The organism is Streptomyces sp. NPDC054866 (assembly GCF_053610745.1).
The window spans coordinates 13,951-33,940 of sequence record NZ_JBSGZA010000013.1; the positions used below are offsets into that span (position 1 = coordinate 13,951).

At 67.2% G+C, this 19,990-nt stretch carries 20 protein-coding genes and 2 pseudogenes; 15 read left to right on the forward strand and 7 right to left on the reverse strand.

The annotated features are described in order from the left end of the window. Nucleotides 1–73: 73 nt before the first annotated feature. Nucleotides 74–808: a formylglycine-generating enzyme family protein gene (locus ACWGI2_RS39680; protein WP_453700812.1), complete on the reverse strand. Its 735-nt coding sequence runs from the start codon at nucleotides 806–808 to the stop codon at nucleotides 74–76. Nucleotides 809–998: 190 nt separating this feature from the next. On the opposite strand from ACWGI2_RS39680, the pseudogene ACWGI2_RS39685 reads away from it, so the two are divergent. Next, nucleotides 999–1,424 (forward strand): annotated as a pseudogene (locus ACWGI2_RS39685) (transposase family protein); the annotation flags it as partial. A gap of 365 nt (nucleotides 1,425–1,789) precedes the next feature. On the opposite strand, the gene ACWGI2_RS39690 reads toward ACWGI2_RS39685, so the two are convergent. Beyond that, entirely contained in the window at nucleotides 1,790–2,515 is a 726-nt protein-coding gene (locus ACWGI2_RS39690) for a HisA/HisF-related TIM barrel protein (protein WP_453398171.1), read from the reverse strand. Nucleotides 2,516–2,994: 479 nt separating this feature from the next. On the opposite strand from ACWGI2_RS39690, the pseudogene ACWGI2_RS39695 reads away from it, so the two are divergent. Beyond that, nucleotides 2,995–3,370, forward strand: a pseudogene (locus tag ACWGI2_RS39695) (transposase); the annotation flags it as partial. Nucleotides 3,371–3,473: 103 nt separating this feature from the next. Further along, nucleotides 3,474–4,343, forward strand: coding sequence for an alpha/beta fold hydrolase (locus ACWGI2_RS39700; RefSeq protein ID WP_453700813.1), 870 nt, complete (start codon nucleotides 3,474–3,476; stop codon nucleotides 4,341–4,343). 309 nt (nucleotides 4,344–4,652) lie between these two features. Here ACWGI2_RS39700 and ACWGI2_RS39705 read toward each other — a convergent pair whose 3' ends face one another. After that, complete coding sequence (locus ACWGI2_RS39705) at nucleotides 4,653–4,901, reverse strand: DUF5133 domain-containing protein (RefSeq protein ID WP_453700815.1); 249 nt, start codon at nucleotides 4,899–4,901, stop codon at nucleotides 4,653–4,655. 294 nt (nucleotides 4,902–5,195) lie between these two features. Between ACWGI2_RS39705 and ACWGI2_RS39710 the strand changes: the two genes are divergently transcribed. From ACWGI2_RS39710 to ACWGI2_RS39725, 4 genes are all read left to right on the forward strand, one after another. Continuing rightward, nucleotides 5,196–5,987 (forward strand): SigB/SigF/SigG family RNA polymerase sigma factor, encoded by a 792-nt coding sequence (locus ACWGI2_RS39710; RefSeq protein ID WP_453398174.1) that lies wholly within the window; start codon nucleotides 5,196–5,198, stop codon nucleotides 5,985–5,987. Between the two features lie 698 nt (nucleotides 5,988–6,685). After that, the gene (gene istA / locus ACWGI2_RS39715) at nucleotides 6,686–7,543 is read left to right on the forward strand and encodes an IS21 family transposase (RefSeq protein WP_453700817.1); all 858 of its coding nucleotides are present in this window, start codon (nucleotides 6,686–6,688) and stop codon (nucleotides 7,541–7,543) included. 10 nt (nucleotides 7,544–7,553) lie between these two features. Next, nucleotides 7,554–7,829 carry a hypothetical protein gene (locus ACWGI2_RS39720; protein WP_453700819.1) on the forward strand — a complete coding sequence of 92 codons (276 nt, stop codon included), beginning with the start codon at nucleotides 7,554–7,556 and terminating at the stop codon, nucleotides 7,827–7,829. Between the two features lie 123 nt (nucleotides 7,830–7,952). Continuing rightward, nucleotides 7,953–8,633, forward strand: coding sequence for a hypothetical protein (locus tag ACWGI2_RS39725; protein ID WP_453700821.1), 681 nt, complete (start codon nucleotides 7,953–7,955; stop codon nucleotides 8,631–8,633). On the opposite strand, the gene ACWGI2_RS39730 is transcribed toward ACWGI2_RS39725, so the two are convergent. Next, a complete protein-coding gene (locus ACWGI2_RS39730; RefSeq protein ID WP_453700823.1) occupies nucleotides 8,630–11,134 on the reverse strand; it encodes a tyrosine-type recombinase/integrase in 2,505 nt (834 codons plus the stop codon). The genes ACWGI2_RS39725 and ACWGI2_RS39730 overlap by 4 nt on opposite strands. Further along, a complete protein-coding gene (locus tag ACWGI2_RS39735; RefSeq protein WP_453700825.1) occupies nucleotides 11,131–12,237 on the reverse strand; it encodes a tyrosine-type recombinase/integrase in 1,107 nt (368 codons plus the stop codon). The genes ACWGI2_RS39730 and ACWGI2_RS39735 overlap by 4 nt, the downstream gene beginning before the upstream one ends. A gap of 107 nt (nucleotides 12,238–12,344) precedes the next feature. On the opposite strand from ACWGI2_RS39735, the gene ACWGI2_RS39740 reads away from it, so the two are divergent. The 6 genes from ACWGI2_RS39740 to ACWGI2_RS39765 all read left to right on the forward strand — a co-directional run bounded on the left by ACWGI2_RS39740 (nucleotide 12,345) and on the right by ACWGI2_RS39765 (nucleotide 17,036). Then, nucleotides 12,345–13,046 (forward strand): Mu transposase domain-containing protein, encoded by a 702-nt coding sequence (locus ACWGI2_RS39740; RefSeq protein WP_453700827.1) that lies wholly within the window; start codon nucleotides 12,345–12,347, stop codon nucleotides 13,044–13,046. After that, the gene (locus ACWGI2_RS39745; protein ID WP_453700829.1) at nucleotides 13,043–13,285 is read left to right on the forward strand and encodes a hypothetical protein; all 243 of its coding nucleotides are present in this window, start codon (nucleotides 13,043–13,045) and stop codon (nucleotides 13,283–13,285) included. Before ACWGI2_RS39740 ends, ACWGI2_RS39745 begins: the two co-directional genes overlap by 4 nt. Continuing rightward, the gene (gene istB / locus ACWGI2_RS39750) at nucleotides 13,282–14,079 is read left to right on the forward strand and encodes an IS21-like element helper ATPase IstB (RefSeq protein WP_453700831.1); all 798 of its coding nucleotides are present in this window, start codon (nucleotides 13,282–13,284) and stop codon (nucleotides 14,077–14,079) included. Before ACWGI2_RS39745 ends, istB begins: the two co-directional genes overlap by 4 nt. 64 nt (nucleotides 14,080–14,143) lie before the next feature. Next, on the forward strand, nucleotides 14,144–14,695 hold the full coding sequence (locus tag ACWGI2_RS39755) for a GNAT family N-acetyltransferase (protein ID WP_453398183.1): 552 nt from the start codon (nucleotides 14,144–14,146) through the stop codon (nucleotides 14,693–14,695). Nucleotides 14,696–15,125: 430 nt separating this feature from the next. After that, complete coding sequence (locus ACWGI2_RS39760) at nucleotides 15,126–15,872, forward strand: squalene/phytoene synthase family protein (RefSeq protein WP_453700833.1); 747 nt, start codon at nucleotides 15,126–15,128, stop codon at nucleotides 15,870–15,872. 123 nt (nucleotides 15,873–15,995) lie between these two features. Beyond that, complete coding sequence (locus tag ACWGI2_RS39765; RefSeq protein ID WP_453700834.1) at nucleotides 15,996–17,036, forward strand: terpene synthase family protein; 1,041 nt, start codon at nucleotides 15,996–15,998, stop codon at nucleotides 17,034–17,036. Between the two features lie 96 nt (nucleotides 17,037–17,132). On the opposite strand, the gene ACWGI2_RS39770 is transcribed toward ACWGI2_RS39765, so the two are convergent. Beyond that, complete coding sequence (locus ACWGI2_RS39770; protein ID WP_453700836.1) at nucleotides 17,133–17,519, reverse strand: hypothetical protein; 387 nt, start codon at nucleotides 17,517–17,519, stop codon at nucleotides 17,133–17,135. A 387-nt stretch (nucleotides 17,520–17,906) separates the two neighbouring features. Here ACWGI2_RS39770 and ACWGI2_RS39775 point away from each other — a divergent pair, with 387 nt between their 5' ends. Beyond that, nucleotides 17,907–18,311 carry a hypothetical protein gene (locus ACWGI2_RS39775; RefSeq protein WP_453700837.1) on the forward strand — a complete coding sequence of 135 codons (405 nt, stop codon included), beginning with the start codon at nucleotides 17,907–17,909 and terminating at the stop codon, nucleotides 18,309–18,311. Between the two features lie 23 nt (nucleotides 18,312–18,334). Here ACWGI2_RS39775 and ACWGI2_RS39780 read toward each other — a convergent pair whose 3' ends face one another. Then, nucleotides 18,335–18,619, reverse strand: a complete 285-nt coding sequence (locus tag ACWGI2_RS39780; RefSeq protein ID WP_453398188.1) for a hypothetical protein — start codon at nucleotides 18,617–18,619, stop codon at nucleotides 18,335–18,337. A 406-nt stretch (nucleotides 18,620–19,025) separates the two neighbouring features. Here ACWGI2_RS39780 and ACWGI2_RS39785 point away from each other — a divergent pair, with 406 nt between their 5' ends. Further along, on the forward strand, nucleotides 19,026–19,895 hold the full coding sequence (locus ACWGI2_RS39785) for a hypothetical protein (RefSeq protein ID WP_453700838.1): 870 nt from the start codon (nucleotides 19,026–19,028) through the stop codon (nucleotides 19,893–19,895). Nucleotides 19,896–19,990: the final 95 nt, after the last annotated feature.

The following is a 19,990-nucleotide window of genomic DNA, read 5'->3' on the forward strand; positions in this document are numbered from 1 at the left end:
CGACAGACCCGCTATAAGTGCACAGTTCTGAGGAGACGCCGTCGGTCGTATGAAGCCGACACGGTGCCCGGTTTTACTCGGCCGGTGCGGCCAGGCGGAAGCCCACGCCGATCGCTTCGAGGTCCGGCTCATAGGCGCCGTGGCGGCGGGCGCAGCGGGCCAGGTCCCGGTCGTGGCGGAACGCGCCGCCCCGGGTGATGTGCCGGTCGAAGGCCCAGTCCTCGCTGCTCGGCACCTCGGCGGGCGCGCCAGGGTAGGGAGCGTAGAGGGTAGAGGTCCACTCGTCGGCGTTGCCCGCCATGTCCAGCACCCCGAAAGGGCTGGCGCCCTCGGGGAACGAACCGACCGGCATCGTGGTGCCGATGCCCAGGTCCACCAGATTGGCCAGGCCGGTGCGGTACTCCTCGCCCCACGGGAACTCCCGGCCGTCGTCGCCCCGCGCGGCTCGCTCCCACTCGTCTTCCGTGGGCAGCCGCACACCGAGGCCGAGCCGCTGCCCGAGCCAAAGGCAGTAGGCCGTCGCCGCCTCCCAGGCGACCCCGATGACCGGGTGGTCCACAGGCGTCTGTGGGACCGGTCGGCCGGTGGCCGCTGCGAAGAGTGCCCACTGGCCGACGGTGACCGGGGTGCGGGCGATCCGGAACGCCGGGATGTGGATCTCCGCGCGCGGAGCTTCTTTCGCGTACCACTCCACCGGCACCCCGGTGTCCGCATAGCGGCGGGCCACAGCCGCCACCTCGTCGACCGGCGTACCCCGACGCAGCAAGCCCGCCGGAACCTCCGCCCAGTCCACCTGCTCCACCCGCATGGCTCCTCCTCGGCTCGAACGGACAACCTCATGATCACCTAGGTGCTCGGGGTGGACATCGGCCGATGGACCTACCTCGACAGCGACCTTGGAACCAGGGCGCCGGGCCACGGAGCAGCCGTGCTCCGGCACAACGAGCGGTGCATGTTCGCATGTACCAGTCGGAGCATCTTCATGTGTACGCCGACACCGGATCGCCGCGGACACCCCGTACTACTCCGGGAGACACAAGCGCCACGGCATGAACGTTCAGGTCCCCCCGGCCCGTTCGGGAAACTGCCGTGGGCCTCGCCCGCACTGCCCGGCTCCACCCACGACCTGACAGCCGCCCGCACGCACGGCATCGTCGACGCCCTGGCCAAGGCCGGGATCAGGTGCTGGGCGGACAAGGCATATCAGGGCGCCAGCCGCCATATTCGCGTCCCATTCCGCGGCCGACGGCTCGAACGATGGAAGCGTCGGCACAACACCACCCACGCCAAGATCCGCTGCATTGGCGAGCAGGCCATGGCCGCCATCAAGGGATGGCGGCCTGCTACGGAAACTCCGCTGCAGCACCAACCGCATCACCGACGTGGTGAAGGCCATCCTCGTCCTTCACCACGCGTCAGCATGAGGATGGAAAACCCTCAAGGGATTCGTGTCGTCGTTCGGCGACCCGTTTCGTTGCGTTCGCTCCTGTCTGATCTCAACACGCCCCCGGTTGACCTCGTTTGCGCCCTGTGGAGGCGGCCTGCGCGACGGTACTACCGAAACATGAGGCGACAGCGCCCGTATCCCACCTTTCCGACGCGCGATGGGAACTGATCGGGCCCACAGTCCTCCCGTCGGAGAGCCGAGCCCACCTGGCAGTCCGCTGGCCCGAGGGCCGGACGTGGATGGCACCCGGGCGTGAGCCAATGCGCCGGCGCCCGCGGGCCAGCAGCTTCAAGCACCCCCTGCGCCCAGACTCTCCCGAGCATCCAGGTCACCGCTGGCAGGCTAGAGGGCGAGGGCTTGGGGAAGGGACAACGCCCCGGTGTAGAGGGCACGTCCGATCACGGCACCCGCCACGCCAGAGGGTGCGAGGGCGGAGATGTCCCGCAGGTCCTCCAGATGACGGATTCCACCAGCGGCCAGGACCGGGACGGCAGTGCGCGCGCAGACATCCTTGATGAGAGGGAGGTTGGGACCGGCCAGGGAGCCTTCCTTGCCGATGTCGGTCACGAGCAGGCGGGCGCAGCCGGCGTGCTCCAGACGGTCAAGGATCTCCCCCAGGCCACCTACCTCACCGGCTCCGCCGTCTGTTACCACGCGCGGTCCCTGCGGCGTCGAGCGGACCAGAGCGCTGACTCCGAGACGGTCGCCGTGCTCGGCGATGGCCTGGGCGCACCAGTCGAGGTCAGTCAGGGCCGCGCTGCCCAGGTTCAGCCGGGCGCAGTGAGTGCTGAGTGCACGGTGGAGGGTGTCCTGGTCAGCCACGGAGCAGAACAGCACCTGGACGCTGATGTCGAGGGCGCTGACGATGCGCTGGGCGAGTTCGAAGTCGGCGTCGTGGGCCTGTTCGGAGACCGCCACCAGATGGACCCAGCGGGCGCCCTGGGTCTGGAAGCGCAGAGCCACTTCGAGTGCGTCGGTCTGAACCGCCTCGGGTACCGGCTGATCCTCTACCAGGTGGACGACTCGACCCCGGTCGATGTGGAGCGAGGGGAACACCGTAAACGACACAGCTTTTCTCCTATCGAGACGGGCTGCTCGGGGCCGGCATCGGCTGCGCAGGTTCGGGTCCGGCTTCCCAGTCCATCCGCTCACGGTAACGATCAGGTCGCGCCCCGCTGCGCATTCCCTGGCGGCAAGTCCGGGCGGCTTCTGCAGGCAGGTGACTGTGCGCCGGTTACCGCCCGAGCAGGGGTCAGGCCGGTGGTGGGGCAGACAGGGCCTCCCTGTCGGCCCAGGTGGCAAGTCGCAAGGCGCAGGTGATGAGCCGCTGCCGTGCTTCACCAGGGCCCCTCTACTGGAACTGCCTGTCAGGTCATACGCCTCAAGGATCTCCATGATCTCCCTGCTGTTCTTTACCCGCTCTGGGCTGCCCAGAGCGAACTTGTCCAAGCGGGTGGGGAGTTCTAGCCAGCCGTACGTGAGGATTCCCGAGGCCATCAGTGGGGCGCTAAATGGCCGCCCGTGGGAGCTTGGCATGACCGCCATCAGTCCTGCACACCGGCATCCAATGGGAATACCTGCCCCAGGAGCTGGGCTTCGGCTCGGGAATGACCTGCTGGCGACGTCTGGCCGCCTGGAACGAAGCCGGCGTCTGGGACCAACTCCACGTCGTCCTGCTGGAGAAGCTGCGCTCGAAGAACCAGCTCGACCGGTCGCGGGCGGTGCTCGACTCCTCCCACGTCCGGGCCGCTCGCAGGGACCCAAAAGCGGGCCCAGCCCGGTCGACCGCGCACGGCCGGGCAGCAAGCACCACCTCATCGTCGACGGGCAAGGCATCCCGCTCGCGGTCTCGCTGACCGGCGGAAACCCCAGTTGCTGCCGTTACTCGACAAGATCCCTCCGGTTGCTGGCGCCGCTCCAAGGACGTAAGTCCTGCCCTGGACTACGACAAGAGGTTCCGACACAGGCGCTCAGCTTGCTCTTTAACCTTTGGCGGAGCCTCGGCGACACCGATAGGTTCTCCGCGGTGACCTTGATAGAGATGCAGGGCCTCACGTCTATGACCGACGAGGCGCAGTTACGTTGGATGGCGTTGGGGGACACGGCTCGGCAACCGGCCGTGATCCTGCTCCATGGTGGTCCGGGGCTACCGGACTATCTGGGCGATATTGCCCCCATGATCGCGGACCTCGCGCCCGTGTACCGGTACGACCAGCGTGGCACGGGCAAATCCCTGTGGCGAGGCCGCCATTCCTTCGCCAGGCATGTCGACGATCTCGCCGAGCTGCTCGACGCATGGGACGTGCCCAAGGCCGTGCTGATCGGGCACTCCTACGGCACCGACCTGGCGAGCCGATTCTGTCTGACGCATCCTGACCGGGTTGCCGCAATGCTGCTGATGTGCGGGCCATTCATCGGTGATTGGCGTACCGGGGACCGAGCGGAGCGCGGCCGCCGCATGTCCGCAGCGCAGCAGGAGCAGCTCCGCGCCTTGGAGGAGCTGCCACACCGCACGGAGGAGCAGGAAGTCGAGCTGCTCACACTGGCCTGGTTCACCGACCACGCCGATCCCGAACGCGGGTGGCACTGGGCCACGCAGGGTGCCCGGCGGCGGCGTCCCGTCAATTGGGCTATGAACAGCGAGCTCGGCAAGGAAGGCCGCGCGGACCCGCTCGATGAGCATCTTGCCGAGCTCCGCGCATGCCTACCCGCGCGGGCGGAGCTCCTCGGTGGGGCCGACGACCCCCGTCCTGTGTCGGCGCTTGAAGCACTCGCGCTCAGGCTCAATCTTCCGCTGACCCGGGTCGACGACGCTGGGCACGAGCCCTGGTTGGAGCAGCCCAACACCGTGCGTGCGCACCTTCGGCGCTTCGTGCAAGGCGCGGTGGGCTCATAGGGCTTCGGCCGGATTACCGGCCGACCTCATCCCCGGCTGTCGGCACCGCGGCAGGGCCGCTGTCGAAATGGTCCTCGAACTAGGCCCACCATCGAGTTCGATAGGCGGCCTTGGGCGGTCTCTTCCTGTCAAAGGCCACGCCCTGCACGGCTCCAGCTACCTCGGGCATGGACGCGGCGAGGTGGTGCCGAAGTCGCACGCCAGCGCCGGACGGACCGCGGTCGGCGGCCGCCCCAGCCTCCCGCGTGCTCGGCCCGTTCCTGCGCCGCCACACGGGCAGCATCACGCCCGGCCTGCCCCGCGGCGCCGTCAGGCGGTGAGGAAGGGTCCGGCTTCTACGTGGGAAGCGGAAACTTCTACGTGGGGCGCGGAAAGCTGGCGACGTGCGGCGCTGAGGGCGGCGTCGATGCGGCGGGTGCCGGTCGATATGCACAGCGTGTAGGCGACGTCTTCCAGGCACTGACGTGCTTCCTTGGTGCCGTTCTCCGCATGCAGGGCGCTCAGCGTCTCGTACTGCTCCAGCAGATTCTTCAGCACGATGGGGTGTGCCATCAGCATCAGGGGCCTCCCTCAAAGCCACTACCAGGGGTATGCACCGCATCTTGTGCCCCAGAGCCAGAGCGATATTCGCCCGCACTTTTGCATGGTCGCTCTGCGCCTCAGCGCCACGAGTCGAGGCCTCGAATCATCCTCTGGCCGGCAGGTGGCCACCGGCGAACCGGGGCTGTTTACCCACAGGGGCGTGGGGCAGGCGGTCATCAAGTGCTTGGGACAACAGGCGCTTCTCAAAGGAAAGACCAGGGCTTGCGGCCCTTGGTCGCCCCCGCTGACCACAGTGATGAGGAGTGTTTAATGCCCGACCGCCTCCACGACGACGCCCCCGCCACCGAGCAGGCATTTCGCCGCCTCGCCTCCACCTCTGAGGGCCACGAGCGGTACGCGCTGCGCGAGGAACTGGTCAAGGCCTGGCTGCCGATGGCCCACCGCCTGGCCACCCGGTTCCGCAACAAGGGCGAAAGCCTCGAGGACCTCAAGCAGGTCGCAGCCCTGGGCCTGGTCAAGGCCGTTGAACGTTACGACCCCGACCGCGGCGCCTTCGAGTCCTACGCCGTCCCCACCATCACCGGGGAACTGCGCCGCCACTTCCGTGATCACAGCTGGGACGTACGTGTCCCGCGCCGGGTCCAGGAACTGCGCAACAAGGTCCGCATGGTCCGACGCGACCTGATGCAGCAACCCGGGCAGAGTGCCGAGCCTGGACTCGAAGACATCGCCGCGCGGGCAGGGCTCACGCTGGATGAAGTACGCGATGGGATGGAGGCCCTGGACAGCTACAGCAGCCTGTCCCTGGACGCCGAAATCGGCGCCGCACCAGACGGGTACAGCCTCGCCGACACCCTGGGCCAAGCAGAGCCCAGCTACGACCTGATCGCCGACCGGGAAGCAGCCAAAGCCGGCCTCAAGAAGCTTCCCGAGCGGGAACGCACCATCCTCTACCTGCGCTTCTTCAAGGACATGACGCAGTCCCGCATCGCGGAAGAGCTGGGTGTCTCCCAGATGCACATCTCCCGCCTCATCACCCGCAGCTGCCAGAAGGTCCGCGAAGACGCCACCCGCGACCTTCATCTCCAGCAAGCCGCCTGAACCGCCCCGGCGCCTATGCTGTATTGCCTGTGGCGGACAAAGACGTTTCTTCGCTATGTCGCGGGCCGCCCGCCTGAGAGCTCCGCGTACGGCGACCATCTGATCAGTGCCATCGCCGTCGAGGCCCCCATGGATGAGCTCAAACGGTTCCACAAGGCCTGCCTCGAACGCGACGAAAGACAAGCCCTCAAATCTCTGATCGACGCATGCCGGTGGCGGCCCGCGGACGAGGTCGTGAGCCGAAACTCAGTAGTTGTCACCGCCGTTGTTGATTGAGCTGGTTAACGAGACTCGTCGAAGCAGCCCGGTTGTCACCGGCGAGGCATCCGGCTTGTCACAACTGCTCGTTCGGCAACCTTTTTCACCAGTAGCAAAGAGCGGAAAGCCCAGGTGACCTGGGGCGGTTTCATGGGGCTGTGGCGGGAAGCGAGGGCTGGATGAGGCGGTGGGCGGTCTCCTGGCGGGCCGCCGGGGACGAGGTGATCTTTTCGCTACAGGGACGCGTGCACGAACCGGTGCTGTCGGGTGGCCCGGTGCGCCACTTCACCTGGCGCCCAGCTTGCTCGCGCAGCGGAGTCAGGGCCGGCCGATACCACCATTGCTGGTGCGTGCCTGGTGATGGCTTTATCGAGCAGTAGGGAGGCACGGCGGCTCTTGCCAGGGCAGCATCGGGATGCTCTTGGCGAAAGGTGCTGGTCATGCCGCAGATGTCGAAGGTCGAGCTGTACGCGGCTATCCGGCGTGACCATCGCGGCGGCATGTCGATGCGGGAGCTTGAGCGCAAGCACGGCGTGACGTGGCGGACGGTGCGCAAGGCGTTGGACTCGTCCTGGCCGGAGCCTCGTAAGAAACTGCCGCCCCGAGCGACCACGCTGGATCCGTACAAGCCGGTGATCGACGAGATCCTGCGGGCGGATCTGGACGCGCCGCGCAAGCAGCGGCACACGGTCACCGGGATCTTCCACCGGCTGGTCGAGGAGCACGGGGCGGACGTCTCCTACGGGGTGGTGCGCTACTACGTCGCCGGCCGGAAGCCAGAAATTCTGGTCGACTCCGGCAAAGCGCCGCTTGAGGCGTTCGTCCCTCAGACCCACCTGCCCGGCCATGAAGCGGAGGTCGACTTCGGTGACGTGACCGTGCGCCTGGCCGGCGAACTGGTGACCTGCTACCTGTTCTCCTTCCGGCTGTCGTACTCAGGCAAGGCCGTCCACCGCGTGTTCGCCTCGTGCGGCCAGGAGGCTTTCTTCGAAGGCCACGTCCACGCACTGCGGACTCTGGGCGGGGTCCCCCGGGCCAAGGTCCGCTACGACAACCTGAAGGCCGCCGTCGCCAGGGTGCTGGGGCAGAGCCGGGGAAGAGTTGAGGCCGACCGGTGGATCGCCTTCCGTTCGCACTTCGGCATTGAGAGCTTCTACTGTCGGCCCGGCATCGAGGGCGCCCATGAGAAGGGTGGGGTCGAAGGGATGATCGGCTACTTCCGCCGCAACCACTTCGTTCCCGTCCCTTCTCTGAACTTGCGGGTTGGGTCCCCTCGACCGCCTTCAGGACCTCGATAGAGTCGGAGTGATGACTGGGAACCGAGGCCGTTGGCCGAAGATCGATGAGGAGCGCGGCGTCGAGGACGTGACACTCCTGATCCTGGAGTGGCTGGGCGAACAGGGTGTGAGCGCCATGATCAGGATGGACGCCGAAAGGCTGGCTGACAACGCGCCGGCGTGGACGTTCGCCGCCAGTGGCGGGCCGTTGGCGCATGGGATGCGAGCTGACGGGAGGACTTTCCAGCAGTGCGTGTCCGTCGCTCTGGCTCGTCTGCGCGACGCTGGTCTGTCCGTTCCATTTTGATCTTCCGCCGCCGTTTGGCTTCGGCCACGATTCTCTCTTCGTTGCTTCGGCCGTTCCTGTGGGCTGGTTGGACCCGGCTTCTCGGAGCTGGCGAGGTTGAGCCCTGGCAGTAGCGTCATGCTGGTGAATCTCAACCTCTTCAACGATGTGCCCGATGGCCTGACTCAACGAGCTCGATCGTTCGTCCGCGCGCACGGCGTCAAGGTTGACGTCGGGACCGTGGAGGAACACAGACAGTGGTGGCTTGAGCGAGACATCCCCGCGACGGTCATCGACCGGATGGCGGCCTTTCAAGAGCGATGGGGCGGCCTGGTCCTGCCACCTGCATCCGAGTACGACGGCGGCCCGAGATACTTCGCAGCGGATTCTCCCGAAGGCTCCGCGTCCGAAGGGTGGTGGTTCGAAGCAGGTATGCAGCGGACAGCCGTTCCCTACTCGTTCATGATCGGGCCATCTGGTGAGTTTGGTATTCACGCTGGTCAGTGGTCACCCCTCCATGCCACCGTCGAGGGCTGGGTCGAGTCGCTCGCACTGACCCACCACGCCTCCATGTGGGCAAAGAAGATCGTCAAGGTCACTGGCGACGAGGTCGACGGCATTGTGCTGGATGAGTTCGAGCCAGTGCACGAAGTGCTGGGGATGGCCGACACCTGGTGGCGAGGAGCCGACTCACTGGTGGCGATCTATTCAGGGGAGGCCGAGACACTGTCTTTCGCGCGTGGTCGCACTGCGTTGATCTACTCAGGTCTGGATGAGTGGGGCCTGCGAGCAGGCGTCAAGGACGGTGGCAGCCGAGAAGGCTAGGAGCCCGTGACTACTCCCTGATTTCGGGTGATGTGACGTCCCGCGACGTCGGGGAAGGTCGGCATGCCGAGGTGGATGGCGGCGGCGCGGTGGGTGATGAGGTTGTCGAGCTGGGCGAGTTTGGCGTTGGCCGCGGCGAGGCTGACCTTGAGCCCTTCGGCCTCGCCGGCCCAGCCCTCGCGTTCGGCCTCTGCGATGCGGTCGATGAGGTTGTCGCGGATGTCCACCAGTCGCGGCCGCTGGGCCGGGGCGGCCCGCAGAAGTGGGCATCGGATGCAGCTGTGCTCATGAATGCAACTGGTGCCGTAGGCTCGGCCGCAGTCGCCGAGAGCGACCTTGCGGTGTTCGAAGTGGCCGAGGAACTCCTCCCACTCCTCCTCGGTGGGGCTGCGGTATTCCTCGCTGGGCCGCAGGTCCCGGCGGCGGGCGATGAACGCCCGGTGTCCGTTGATGACTTCCTCGGGATAGACCGCCTTGTATCCCATGGTCGTGTTGATGTCGCGATGCCCGAGAAGCAGCTGGGCGATGTGGGGCGGCATGCCGTTCATGACGGCGTCGGTCGTGAAGATCCTCCGGAAGTCGTGCGGAGCGAAGTGCAGCGGTCTGCCGGTCGCGTCGGTGAACCCGGTGGTGGCGAGTGCATCCTGGAGGAGGGTGCGGATGCCGTCGATGGGGATCGGCCGGTCCTCGAGTCCGATCTTGCGCTGGAACAGCAGCGGCATGGGCGGATTCCAGACCTTCTGGTGATGGTCGTAGGCGATTACGAGCGGGACGCCGCCATCGTCGGCGCGGACGCGGCAGATGATCGCCGAGAGCACGTCGGCGAGTTCCGGGGAGACGACCAGGAGCCGCTCTTCGTCGGTCTTGGACGGGGCGATCTGCAGCAGCGGGACGAGCTCGCCCGTGCTTGGCAGCCGGTATTGGACCAGGCTGTGGTGCGAGATCTCGCTCAGTTCCTCGATCCGGATGCCGGTCATGCGCAGGACCTCGACCGCGGCCCAGCCCCAGAAGGAGTTGCTCTCCTCCCTCGCCAGGTTCCGGCGCTGACTGGTTGCGGGTTCTTCGGCCCAAAGGTGAGGTGAATGCCGCTTGAGGATCGCACGCCGCAGCGTCTGTCCGCCGGCGGTGAACAGCTCGCCGGGGCGGACGTGTTCGGCGGCAGCCAGGCGAGCCGCTGCGGCTTTGCGGTTCCGGTCAACCGCTTCGAGCAGGGCCGGGAGGACGGGAAGTCGCTCGCGGGTGCGCTGGTCCATGCGGGCCTTCTGCCGGGACTTCATCTTGCGGTGCTGGACGTCGTCGGCGCGGACCGGGCAGGGGACAGCCCACGGGCCCCAGCGGGCGGGTTCGTCGAGGGCCCACTGCGCCAAGTCCAGGTAGAAGGCGCGAACGGTCATCAGCGTGTCGGAGGCGGTGGCCCGTTCCACCGTAGATTCCACGACCTGGCCGTGCTCGTTGGTGCTGCGGACGATCCGGGTCTGCAAGCGTCGCTTCCAAGCCGCAGCGACGTCCGGTGCGAGCCGGAGCGAGTCCATTCCGGGGTGGTGTTTCTCCAGGTCCTTCCAAAACCACAAGGCCAGCGCGGTCGCCAAGCCAGTCAACGTGTTGTAGTCGACGCCGGGCTGACGCTCTCTCAGGTAGTCGACCAGCAGGTCGCGGACGGGGCGGCAGGCCAGGTCGTAGCGGTCGACGAGTTGCTCGGTGGTGAGCTGGCCGGGGAAGCGTGTGCTGAACATGCGGACCGAGGGCGGCGCGTCGGCAGGGAAAGCGCCGAGAGAGTGCAGCAGCTGATAGCAGAACGGGCTGTGTCGGGCGGACTTGCCCGGTCCCGGGAAGACCTCTTTGCTGGTCTTGAACAGTTCCAGGCAGTCGCCGGGGGTGAGGTCGGCGACCATGCCGCCCTTCGCCGCCATGATGAGCGCGATCTTCTCGATCGCGGGCAGCACCGTGGAGTCGCCGACCGTGCTCGCGGTCCGCAGGGCCCGGAGCTTGGCGATGGCCTCGCCGTCGCGGACGCGCTCCATCTCGTTCGCGATCCGCAGGGGCGAGTTGGTGGCTATCAACCAGCTCAGATCCGGCCGCAGGACGTCGCCGCCGATCAGCTGGACCAGGCCCATGCCGAGGATTTTGAAGATCCGTTCCCCGCGCGGGCCGAGGTTGTCGACGCTCTTCAGGTCGTCGATGAGGCGGGTCCGCCAGTCCACGCGCCCGTCGGCCCCGACGCCGCTGGCGTCCCACCGCTCCTGCCACGTGCTGCCGGGCTGCATCTCCAGCCAGTCGAGCACCTTGAGCAGGGTCAGCTTCCGGTTGCAGCGTGTTTTGGAGTCGTGCCCCAAGAACGGCGGCGTGAGCATGCGGGTCACCACGGCGGCTCGGGAGACTCGGGTCGCGGGCCAGCTCTTCGGGTTGGCGCGGGGCGGGAACTTCTTCCAGAGGGCCTCGGCCTCCGCGCTGAGCTGCCAAGGCCGAGTGGCCACTGCTGCGGTGATGGCGCTGGTGGTCACGGCCGCCTCCGGCCGAACAGCACGTCCAGACTCTCCGGGCGATAGTGCAGCGACGGCGCCGCTTGCTCCGCTTGCCCCTCCGCCTGACGACGGTGGTGGGCCAGGACTCCTTCGATGACGTCCTCGGCGGTGGGCGCGACATACCGTTGAGTCGTGGACAAACGGGCATGTCCGAGGACCCATTGGACGTCTGTGATCGGCATGAGCGGGTCGCGGGCTAGCCGGTAGGCCGCGGTGTGCCGAAGGTCGTGCAGCGACCAGTTCGACCCGAGTGTGGTGTTCGCGCGGACGAACATCGCCCGCGCGGCATGGTAGTTGAGTGAACGGAACGGCCGTCGCAGCGTCCACCACAGCGGGACATCCGGGCCGGTAGGCACCAGCCCGTGCATCTGCTGCTGGTAGAGCCGCAGCCAGACGAACGCGTCCGGCGACGCCGGCAGCTGCTGCGTCGCGCGCGATCCTTTGCGGACCACCGTGACGAGTTGCCGCCCCGGCTCCGTGCCCGAGGACACGACGCCGAGCAGTTCCGAGGCTCTAGCCCCGGTCGAGATCCAGAAGGCGACCAGGGCCCGGTCCCGGTCCGAGGACAGCCTCGCGAACAACTCGTTGAAGACCTCATCGGGGATCTGCCGGGGGATCCGCTGGGGCTGCCGTGGCCGGAACAGCCCCGACCGCTGTGGGCGCCAGGACTCCATCGGGTTGTGGTGCGCGTTCACCCGAGGCGCCCTGGCCAGCGGAAATGGGTTCACCAGCGGGCCGGTCCCAGCCTCCAAATGGTGGGCGTAGAAGCTGCGGAGCACCGTCTCGCTGTGCGCGACCGTCGAGGAAGCGTAGGTCGTTCCGATCGGTCGCTTCCCGGTGATCGGATTCACAGCCCGGTCTGTACGAGGTTGTACACGTTGAGCTGTACGTCGGCGTCGGGGAGGCTTGGCGGTGATCTGGATCCACCGTGAGAAGTCGCGGGCCTCGATCCTCGTCGCCTCGTTCCAGGGCATTTCGATCGCCCACAAGAAGCGGAACCACCTCAGCAGGTCCATTCCATAGGAACGTTGCGTCGTCGCGGGCCGCCCCGCCGCCTGCAATTCGCTCAGATACGCGGTCACCGCACCCACTGGGAACCCCGCTGGATCAACCAGCCGATACGGCTCCCACAGATCGCCAGCCTCCACGAGCGAGCCCACTCGAGGGACCACCAACGAGCCCAAGTCCCTTGGAACATCCGCACCTTCAGCCATGGCAGAGGACGGTAACCACCCCGCATCCCGCCTGTTCGAAGAACAAGGAGAGAACGTCCCGTAGTTCAGTCAACACGCCCGAGGTCTCCTCGCTCGCCGAGCTGAACGAGATGGTTGAACAATGGGACCGGCAGGACGACGCCCGCCGCATCGGGGCCCGGCCCAAAACCGTCGCGGAGTACTTCGGCCTCGAACAGCCACTGCTGATGCCGCTGCCCGAGGAACCGTTCGAAACGGGCCGAGTGTTCACGCCTCGGGTCGACCGCTACGGCCAGATCCCGGTCCGCACCAACCGCTACTCGGTCCCGATCCGGCTGATTGGCAAACGCGTGCGGGTCGTGCTGCACGCCTCTCATCTGGTGGTTTACGACCAGAACGTGGAAGTGGCCCGGCACGAGAGGCTGATCGCGAAGGGCGCCGTTCGTCTGGACCTTGACCACTACCTGGAAGTCCTGGTCCGCAAGCCCGGCGCCTTTCCTGGCTCCACAGCGCTCGAACAGGCCCGTTCAGCAGGCAGGTTCACCCCGGTCCACGACGCCTGGTGGGACCCGGCCCGCAAGATCCATGGTGAACGGGACGGCACCAGGGCCCTGATCGAGTCCTCCTGCTGGGGCGTCATCTTCCCCACGAGCATGTCGTCGCCGGCCTGGCCGCCGCTCTGCGGGCCGGAGCCATGACCGCGGACGCGGTTACCCTGGAGGCCCGCAAGGCCGCCCAGGCCGAGACCGAACCCACCCCAGCGACCGACCGGCTGGTTTCCGGAAAGTCGTCGGCGACGGTGACCTCCCTGCACGAATGGCGGCTCGCCCATCTTCCTCCGGACACCAGGCCGTTGCCTTCGGTGACCCCCTATGACCAGTTGCTCCGACGCCGCCGCACCAGCGGCGGTGACCACCGTGAGGGAGAAGCACAGTGACCCTGCCCCGCCAGCGTGGCTTGACCGAACAGGCCGCCGACGCCGCAATCGACAGTGCTTGCCGGCTGCTGCGGCTGCCGTCGATCCGCAACGAGTTCTCCGACATCGCCGAGCGGGCGCTGAAGGACCAGATGAGCTACCGCGGGTTCCTCGCAGAGCTCTTGATGGCCGAGTGCGACGACCGGGCCCGGCGTCGTTCGGAGCGGCGGATCAAGGCGGCCGGCTTCCCGCGGGAGAAGTCCTTGCGGGCGTTCGACTTCGACGCCAACCCGAACATCGACGCCGCGACCATCCACACCCTCGCCAGCTGCGAGTGGATCAAGAAGAGCCAGCCGCTCTGCCTGATTGGTGACTCAGGCACTGGTAAGTCCCACATGCTCATCGCTCTGGGCACCAAGGCCGCGATGAAGGGCTACCGCGTCCGCTACACGCTTGTGACGAAGCTGGTGAACGAGCTGGTCGAGGCCGCCGACGAGAAGCAACTGAACAAGACCATCGCCCGCTACGGGCGTGTTGATCTTTTGTGCATCGATGAGCTCGGCTACATGGAGCTCGACCGCCACGGCGCCGAACTCCTCTTCCAGGTCCTGACCGAACGCGAGGAGAAGAACAGCGTCGCCATCGCCTCCAACGAGTCCTTCGGAGGCTGGACCAAGACGTTCACCGACCCACGCCTCTGCGCCGCCATCGTCGACCGCCTCACCTTCAACGGCACCATCATCGAAACCGGCACCGACTCCTACCGCCTCGCCAGCACCCGAGCACGAGCCGAGGAGCCCGCGAAGGCCGGCTGATCTCTGCCACCGCTGCCCAAAAAACGTGCGAAGCGTTCGGGGAACATCGGTGAGGATGGCTGCCATGACCCACGTGATCGAAGTCCCCCATGCCGACGACGCCGCGTTTCTGGGGCCTCTGCAGTTGAGGATCTGGCTGCAGACATATCCCAACGAGGCGGCGGGGATCGATGAGACCTGGATCCGTGAGCACCGCGGCGCCTCCGCCACCGCAGAAGGTATCGCCCAGTGGCGGGAGTTCATCGAGGCTGCAATGCAGCGACCGGACCTGCTGTTTTGCCGTGTTGTCCGCTCCGAGACGGAGATCGTCGGCTTCCTCTGCGGTCGCCGGGACGAGGTGGTCACCCTCGGGCCGATGTATCTGCTGAACGAAGCCCAGGGCCGAGGTGCCGGAGGCCGGATGATGAGCGAGTTCCTCACCTGGGCGGGAAGCTCACCTATGCGCCTGTGGGTCACCGAATACAACGAGCGAGCGGTCCACTTCTACGAGCGCTACGGATTCAAGACCACAGGTGAGCGAGAGATCTGGCGAGGAAAACTGCCAAATGTGCGTATGACTCGCGACTCCACGCTGAGCGACAACCTCAGTCGAACCGCACGGGACCAGATCACCTGACATCGGGATCAGTTCGGCTACGCATGACGGATACCTACCCCGCGGCCAGCCGCCCTGACGGACGGCTGGCCGTCCCGCGTTCGCAGCCGCGACAGTGCCGTCATTTCTCTTCGACATTCGCGAGCTGGTTGATCACAAACTGACTCCGGAACCGTTCGAGAAACGCTGTTCCTAGAGATGCACGAAGCCACTGGTGACTTGGCAGCCGCCACGCCCACGTGCGGGTGAGCGCTGAGCCGACGTGCCCTGACCCTGATTGGCTGAGGCGCAGCGTTTGCCACAGGAAGGGAAAACCGTGCAATCCGCATCGCTGTCGATGCCCGCCAGCAAGCCCTCACCCCCGCCCGCCCCCTCCCCGAGAGCGGCATGGGAGTGCGTGAGGGACGAGGTGGGGCGACCGCCGAGCCAGTCTCTGGCGGATGCGCACGCCATGGTCCGGAAGCACAGCACCACCTGGTGTGAGCCGATCATGAGTATGCCGCCGGGGCTGAACGAGGCTTGCACCGGCACCTATCTCATGCTGCGCGCCATCGACGAGATTGAAGATCACCCACGACTTCCCGCCACTGATCGAGCAGCGCTATTGCAGCAGGTCAGTGCCGCGCTCCAGACACAGGCCGGCCCCGGGCATTTTGACGTCCTCATGGATGAGCACCGCCACGCGCTGCCCGACGTCACGCGCTACTTGCAGCAATGGGCTGCCCTGATCCCGCCGGACATCGCCCCGCGCGTGGCCGAAGCCATCGCGGCGATGGCCGACCGCATGGCCGACTGGGTGAGCAGGGACTTCCGTATCAACAGCCGAGCCGACCTGGACCAGTACACGTATGCCGTGGGCAGTGCCACCGTGCTGATCTTCTGCGACCTGTGGTCCTGGTACGACGGGACCGCCAGTCACCGCACCCACGGAGTCGCCTTCGGCCGCTTCCTCCAGGCGGTCAACATCCTCCTCGGACGGGAGGAGGACGCGGAGCGAGGCGTGAACTTCCTGCCAGCGGGCTGGGACCTCCAACAGATGATCGATTACGCCCGCGTCCAGGAGGCCGACGCGGCCGCCTACGTCAACGCTCTCGGCTCCGGGCCCGCTTGGACCTTCTTCTCCGGCCCGCTCGAGCGCGCGCAGGACGCTCTGCAGGGCTCTGTCTCCCTGCCCAGAGACGCAACCACGAACGTGTGATCTCCGGCAGAACCCAACAGCTCCGCGACGCTGAACAACATCGGCCGCTCTCCCACCAGTTCATCCGGCTCGGGCAGTCTCACCGCCTGGCCCACCGCGTCTGAGCCGAAGGACCCTTAACGCATGGATCTCAAGCAGCAGCCACGGCTTAACGTGCCCACCCTGTACTGCCCGTTCCCCGCCTCCCAACATTCCCACGCACCCGCCATCGACAAAGCGGCCTCGCAATGGATGCGCGCCTGCGCCATCCCCCAGGACCCGGACCTACGGGAACGCCTGCTGAGAAGCAAGTGCTCCTACCTGAGCTCAGGCTCCAGTCCTCACGCGGACATCGAACGTCTCCAAGTCGCGGGGAGATTCGTCTACCTGGGCTTCGCCTATGACGACTGGTTCGAGTCGCGCACCTCCCTGGACGAGGTCATCACCGTGTGCTCTGCATTGCAGCGGGCGCAGGAAGCCCCGGACGCGGCACTGACCGACGTGCCCTTCCTGCCATCCTTTCTGGATGTCATGGGCGGCTTCCGAAGGATGGCCACCCCCACGCAGTACAGGCGCCTCGTCGAAGGGCAGCGCGCCTACTTCCAGGCCATTCCCTGGGAGGCGAGCTACCGGCTGCGAGGCAAGACACCCGATCTCCACACCAACGTGGCGCTGCGCCTCAACCTCGCGGCAGGACCGGCCCTCGTCGCCGCCGCAGAGATCTGCAACGGCCAGGAGATTCCCTCAGCGGAATTCGACCACCCCGCAGTCCAGGCCATCCGTGAGATGACCAGCCTCTTCATCGGCTGGGCAAACGACCTCTACTCCTTCAGTAAGGACACGCACGACGGAGGCGGCACGAACAACCTTGTCACCTGTCTCCAAAGGGAGCGCCAGTGTTCGCCCCAGGAGGCCGTCGCCGAGGCCGTCTCCGTCTGGAATCGCACCATGCTGCTCTTTCTCAGGCTTCGTGCGCAGCAGGCCACCCACGGCAGCGCACCACTCAGACGGCTCATGGACGACTGCGGCCGCATGATCGGAAACGTCCTCCCCTGGCACGCAGCCAGCCCTCGCTACAGGGGAGCATCTGCGCCGCTGGCGATCACTCCCGGTCCGCTCGCCCAGGTCGAGCCCGACCCAGTGGATATTCCAGGTCTTTCCTGGTGGTGGCAACAACTCACATGAGAGGCAGGGACACATCCTCCTGCCACGCACCGAGGAACGAATCGGAAGGCGGCGGGTGGCAACAGCCTGCCTATGTGACAACTACCGCGCCTCGGCTCAGTCATCAGCCAGCGCCCCGGGCCCGACCGGAGGCTGCTGGTCGCAAGCCTGCGCCAAGGCTTCGCCCTGGCCGCCGACTTGGGCCTCGACCTGGACTGGCTCACCGCCGCCGCGTGGCAGTACGTCGCCGACTCCGTCTGGGAGCCGCTTATCCCGCCCCTCGGAGGCGGGCGAGAGCTGGACAGTGCGGCCGATGCCCTGGTGGAAGTGCTGAGCACGCTGGCCCGGCGCCAGCACGAACACCGTGAACGCACCGTCGATCGGCTCCAGGCAGTCATCGACACCGGGCTGCTGCCCACCGAGCTCTCCGAGATGGCGGTGTACTACCAGGCCAAAGCCCAGCGCGACCTCGGCCGCACGGCAGAATCGCGGCACCGCATGCATCTGGTCGCCGACAGCGGCGCGCCACCTCGCCCCCGCTGCCCGCCGCGGTCTGGCCCACCTTGCCCGCATCAGCGGCGACTTCCCCACCGCCCTCGAGGCCGCCCAGAGTCTGGGCTGGAAAGGCCGCCGTCACCGGGCCCGCGGTGACGTGCTGTGGCCCCAGGGCGGCATGAGAGGCGAGGCCGCCGCCTATCAGGGTGTGGCGTGCGCAGGGCCGTCAGCGTGGGCATGCACCGAAGCCCAGAGCCGCTTGCCCGTCGCCCAGAAGAGCGATCACCGGTCCCCGATAGGGCGGTGGCGTTCCCGCAGACAGCCCATGATCGTTTTCGCGGCTGGCCGGGACGGTGAATCTCCCTCCGCCAAATCGCTCACCACCTCGGAGGAACCATGAGCCCGCGCACGATTTTCGCCACCGCCACCCTCGCCGCCGCCACTGCCCTAGCCGGGGCCAGTGCTGCCAGTGCTGCCAGCGCCGCCCCGGTCACCACGACCGCCATGCCGACCTACACCTGCAAAACCCTGAAGGCCACGCAGCCCTCCACCGGGCCGAACGGCAAGCCGAGAGTCATGATCGTCGGCTCCGAGTGCACCCGTCCCGCAGACACCACCGCCGTCCACGCCATGCACCGCAACTTCCGCGTCCAGGATGCCGCAGGCACCACCGCGCTCGTCTGCTACACGTGGAAGGAGAAGGTCCCGGCCAGCTTCGAGCCGGTCGAGCAGGGTGGCGGCAAGTACAACCAGTTCATGCGCAAGATGACACTGCTCGCCTACTCCTGCGAGCAGCAGTAAACCGACCCGCACCCCATGGTCCGTCAGTGCCCGCCTGCTGTCGGCCACACCGTGCGGACGTGATCGAGCATGAGGCGGGCGACATGCCAGTGCAGGGCCTGGGCCCGGCGGTCGCCCGCGTCCGGTCCGGCGTGGAGCTGGGCGCGCTGGAGAGCGGACTGCACCTCGGTAAGTGTGTCTCGCATCTGCCCCAGCGTGGAGTCGCTGCGCCCGTGCTCGCAGGAGGCCTCGACGAGGGCCTGGATGTCGGCGTAGGCCACCTGGCGCTCATCGCGGGCGTCGACGCCCAGTGTCGTTGGGCGCCCCACCCGTTCACGACCCCCGCTACCGCACGGACCGACCCCGCGAGCCCGGTGGCGCGAGAGCAGCCGGTACCGGGTCGGACGACGCGGCATCTGCAGGCGACGGGCGCGTGTGGGGAGGGGGCGGCGAAAAGGCCGCCCCCGATGACGACGCGGACGACTCGCAGGCACTCGTCCTGGGTGCCGTGAAAGGGGCAGTACATGGCGGAGGACTGTTGGAGCATCCGGGGAACCTACGAGAAACCTTCCAGGCAACCCTGAGGGCTCCGTAAAGAATCTGCGGCATATATACCTTTTGGTTGTTACATCTCTTATGGGTGTGCTTGATGTGAGGTGCGTAACTTCGTGGTTATCGCCGCACACCAGGGCGGCGATCCCCACGAGAGACCGCACCCGAGAGGGCCTTCCCCCCATGCGTATTACTCCCCGCGCCCTGCGCACCAGCATCATCACCGCCACCGCCGCCACGGCGATCACGCTCGGTGCCGCCTCCGGCGCGATAGCCGCCACGCAGCACACGCCCGCCACGGTGACGATCGAAGCCGCTACGCATACGAAGACCAAGCACAAGCGCGTCTACGTCAAGACCGTCAAGCTCGCGTCGAAGGGCCACACAGCCAAGGTCTACAAGCTCGGCAAGGGCAAATACCAGGCCGACGTCCTCTTCCGCGGCAAGAAGATCGCCACCCTGAACGCGTTCGGCAAGACCGCCCTGGCCGACCTGAACGGTCTGCACGTCAAGCTCACCCCGCGCGGAGCGGTCACGTCCTGGGTCGACCGGGCCAAGCCCGCCCCCAAGCCGAAGCCCAAGCCCACGCCGAACAAGCGGGTCCTGGTCTCCACCCACGCTCTGGCCGGCGGCAGCGGCTCGGCGAAGGTCTACAAGCTGGCGACGAACCACTACCAGGCCGACATCTTCGGCCGCGGCGCCAAGCTGGGCACCCTGGATGCGAACGGCCGCTCCGCCGCCGGTGAGGACAACGGACTGCACGTCGTCCTCTCCCCGGACGGCCAGTTCCGCTCCTGGGTGGACCAGGTGAAGGAAGACCCCACTCCCGCCCCGAAGCCGGACCCCGACCCCACCCCGGACCCGGACCCGACGCCGGACCCCGACCCGGAGCCCACCCCCGACCCGGTGCCGGCCGGCGACCAGACCCCGGCCCCGGACGTCCTGCCGGACGCCGCACCCAAGCCGAAGCCGGCCGACGACACCAAGCCCGCGCCGACGCCGGTCGCCCCGAGCGCCGACCCCGGCCAGGTCCATCTGGCACCGGCCGCCTGACAGCGGCCCCCAAAGGCCAGGACTGTGCCGTCCTGACCACTCGTCACCCGGGATGAGGCCTCCCCTCCTCTGCGGACCCCCGTTGGCGAGCAATT

Excerpts from the sequence above, each read along its gene's own strand:
- ACWGI2_RS39680 (WP_453700812.1), bottom strand. The coding sequence starts at position 808 with ATGCGGGTGGAGCAGGTGGACTGGGCGGAGGTTCCGGCGGGCTTGCTG.
- ACWGI2_RS39705 (WP_453700815.1), bottom strand. The coding sequence starts at position 4,901 with ATGCTGATGGCACACCCCATCGTGCTGAAGAATCTGCTGGAGCAGTAC.
- ACWGI2_RS39710 (WP_453398174.1), top strand. The coding sequence starts at position 5,196 with ATGCCCGACCGCCTCCACGACGACGCCCCCGCCACCGAGCAGGCATTT.
- istA (WP_453700817.1), top strand. The coding sequence starts at position 6,686 with ATGCCGCAGATGTCGAAGGTCGAGCTGTACGCGGCTATCCGGCGTGAC.
- ACWGI2_RS39720 (WP_453700819.1), top strand. The coding sequence starts at position 7,554 with ATGACTGGGAACCGAGGCCGTTGGCCGAAGATCGATGAGGAGCGCGGC.
- ACWGI2_RS39745 (WP_453700829.1), top strand. The coding sequence starts at position 13,043 with ATGACCGCGGACGCGGTTACCCTGGAGGCCCGCAAGGCCGCCCAGGCC.
- ACWGI2_RS39755 (WP_453398183.1), top strand. The coding sequence starts at position 14,144 with ATGACCCACGTGATCGAAGTCCCCCATGCCGACGACGCCGCGTTTCTG.
- ACWGI2_RS39760 (WP_453700833.1), top strand. The coding sequence starts at position 15,126 with ATGGTCCGGAAGCACAGCACCACCTGGTGTGAGCCGATCATGAGTATG.
- ACWGI2_RS39765 (WP_453700834.1), top strand. The coding sequence starts at position 15,996 with ATGGATCTCAAGCAGCAGCCACGGCTTAACGTGCCCACCCTGTACTGC.
- ACWGI2_RS39770 (WP_453700836.1), bottom strand. The coding sequence starts at position 17,519 with ATGCATGCGGTGCCGCGATTCTGCCGTGCGGCCGAGGTCGCGCTGGGC.
- ACWGI2_RS39775 (WP_453700837.1), top strand. The coding sequence starts at position 17,907 with ATGAGCCCGCGCACGATTTTCGCCACCGCCACCCTCGCCGCCGCCACT.
- ACWGI2_RS39785 (WP_453700838.1), top strand. The coding sequence starts at position 19,026 with ATGCGTATTACTCCCCGCGCCCTGCGCACCAGCATCATCACCGCCACC.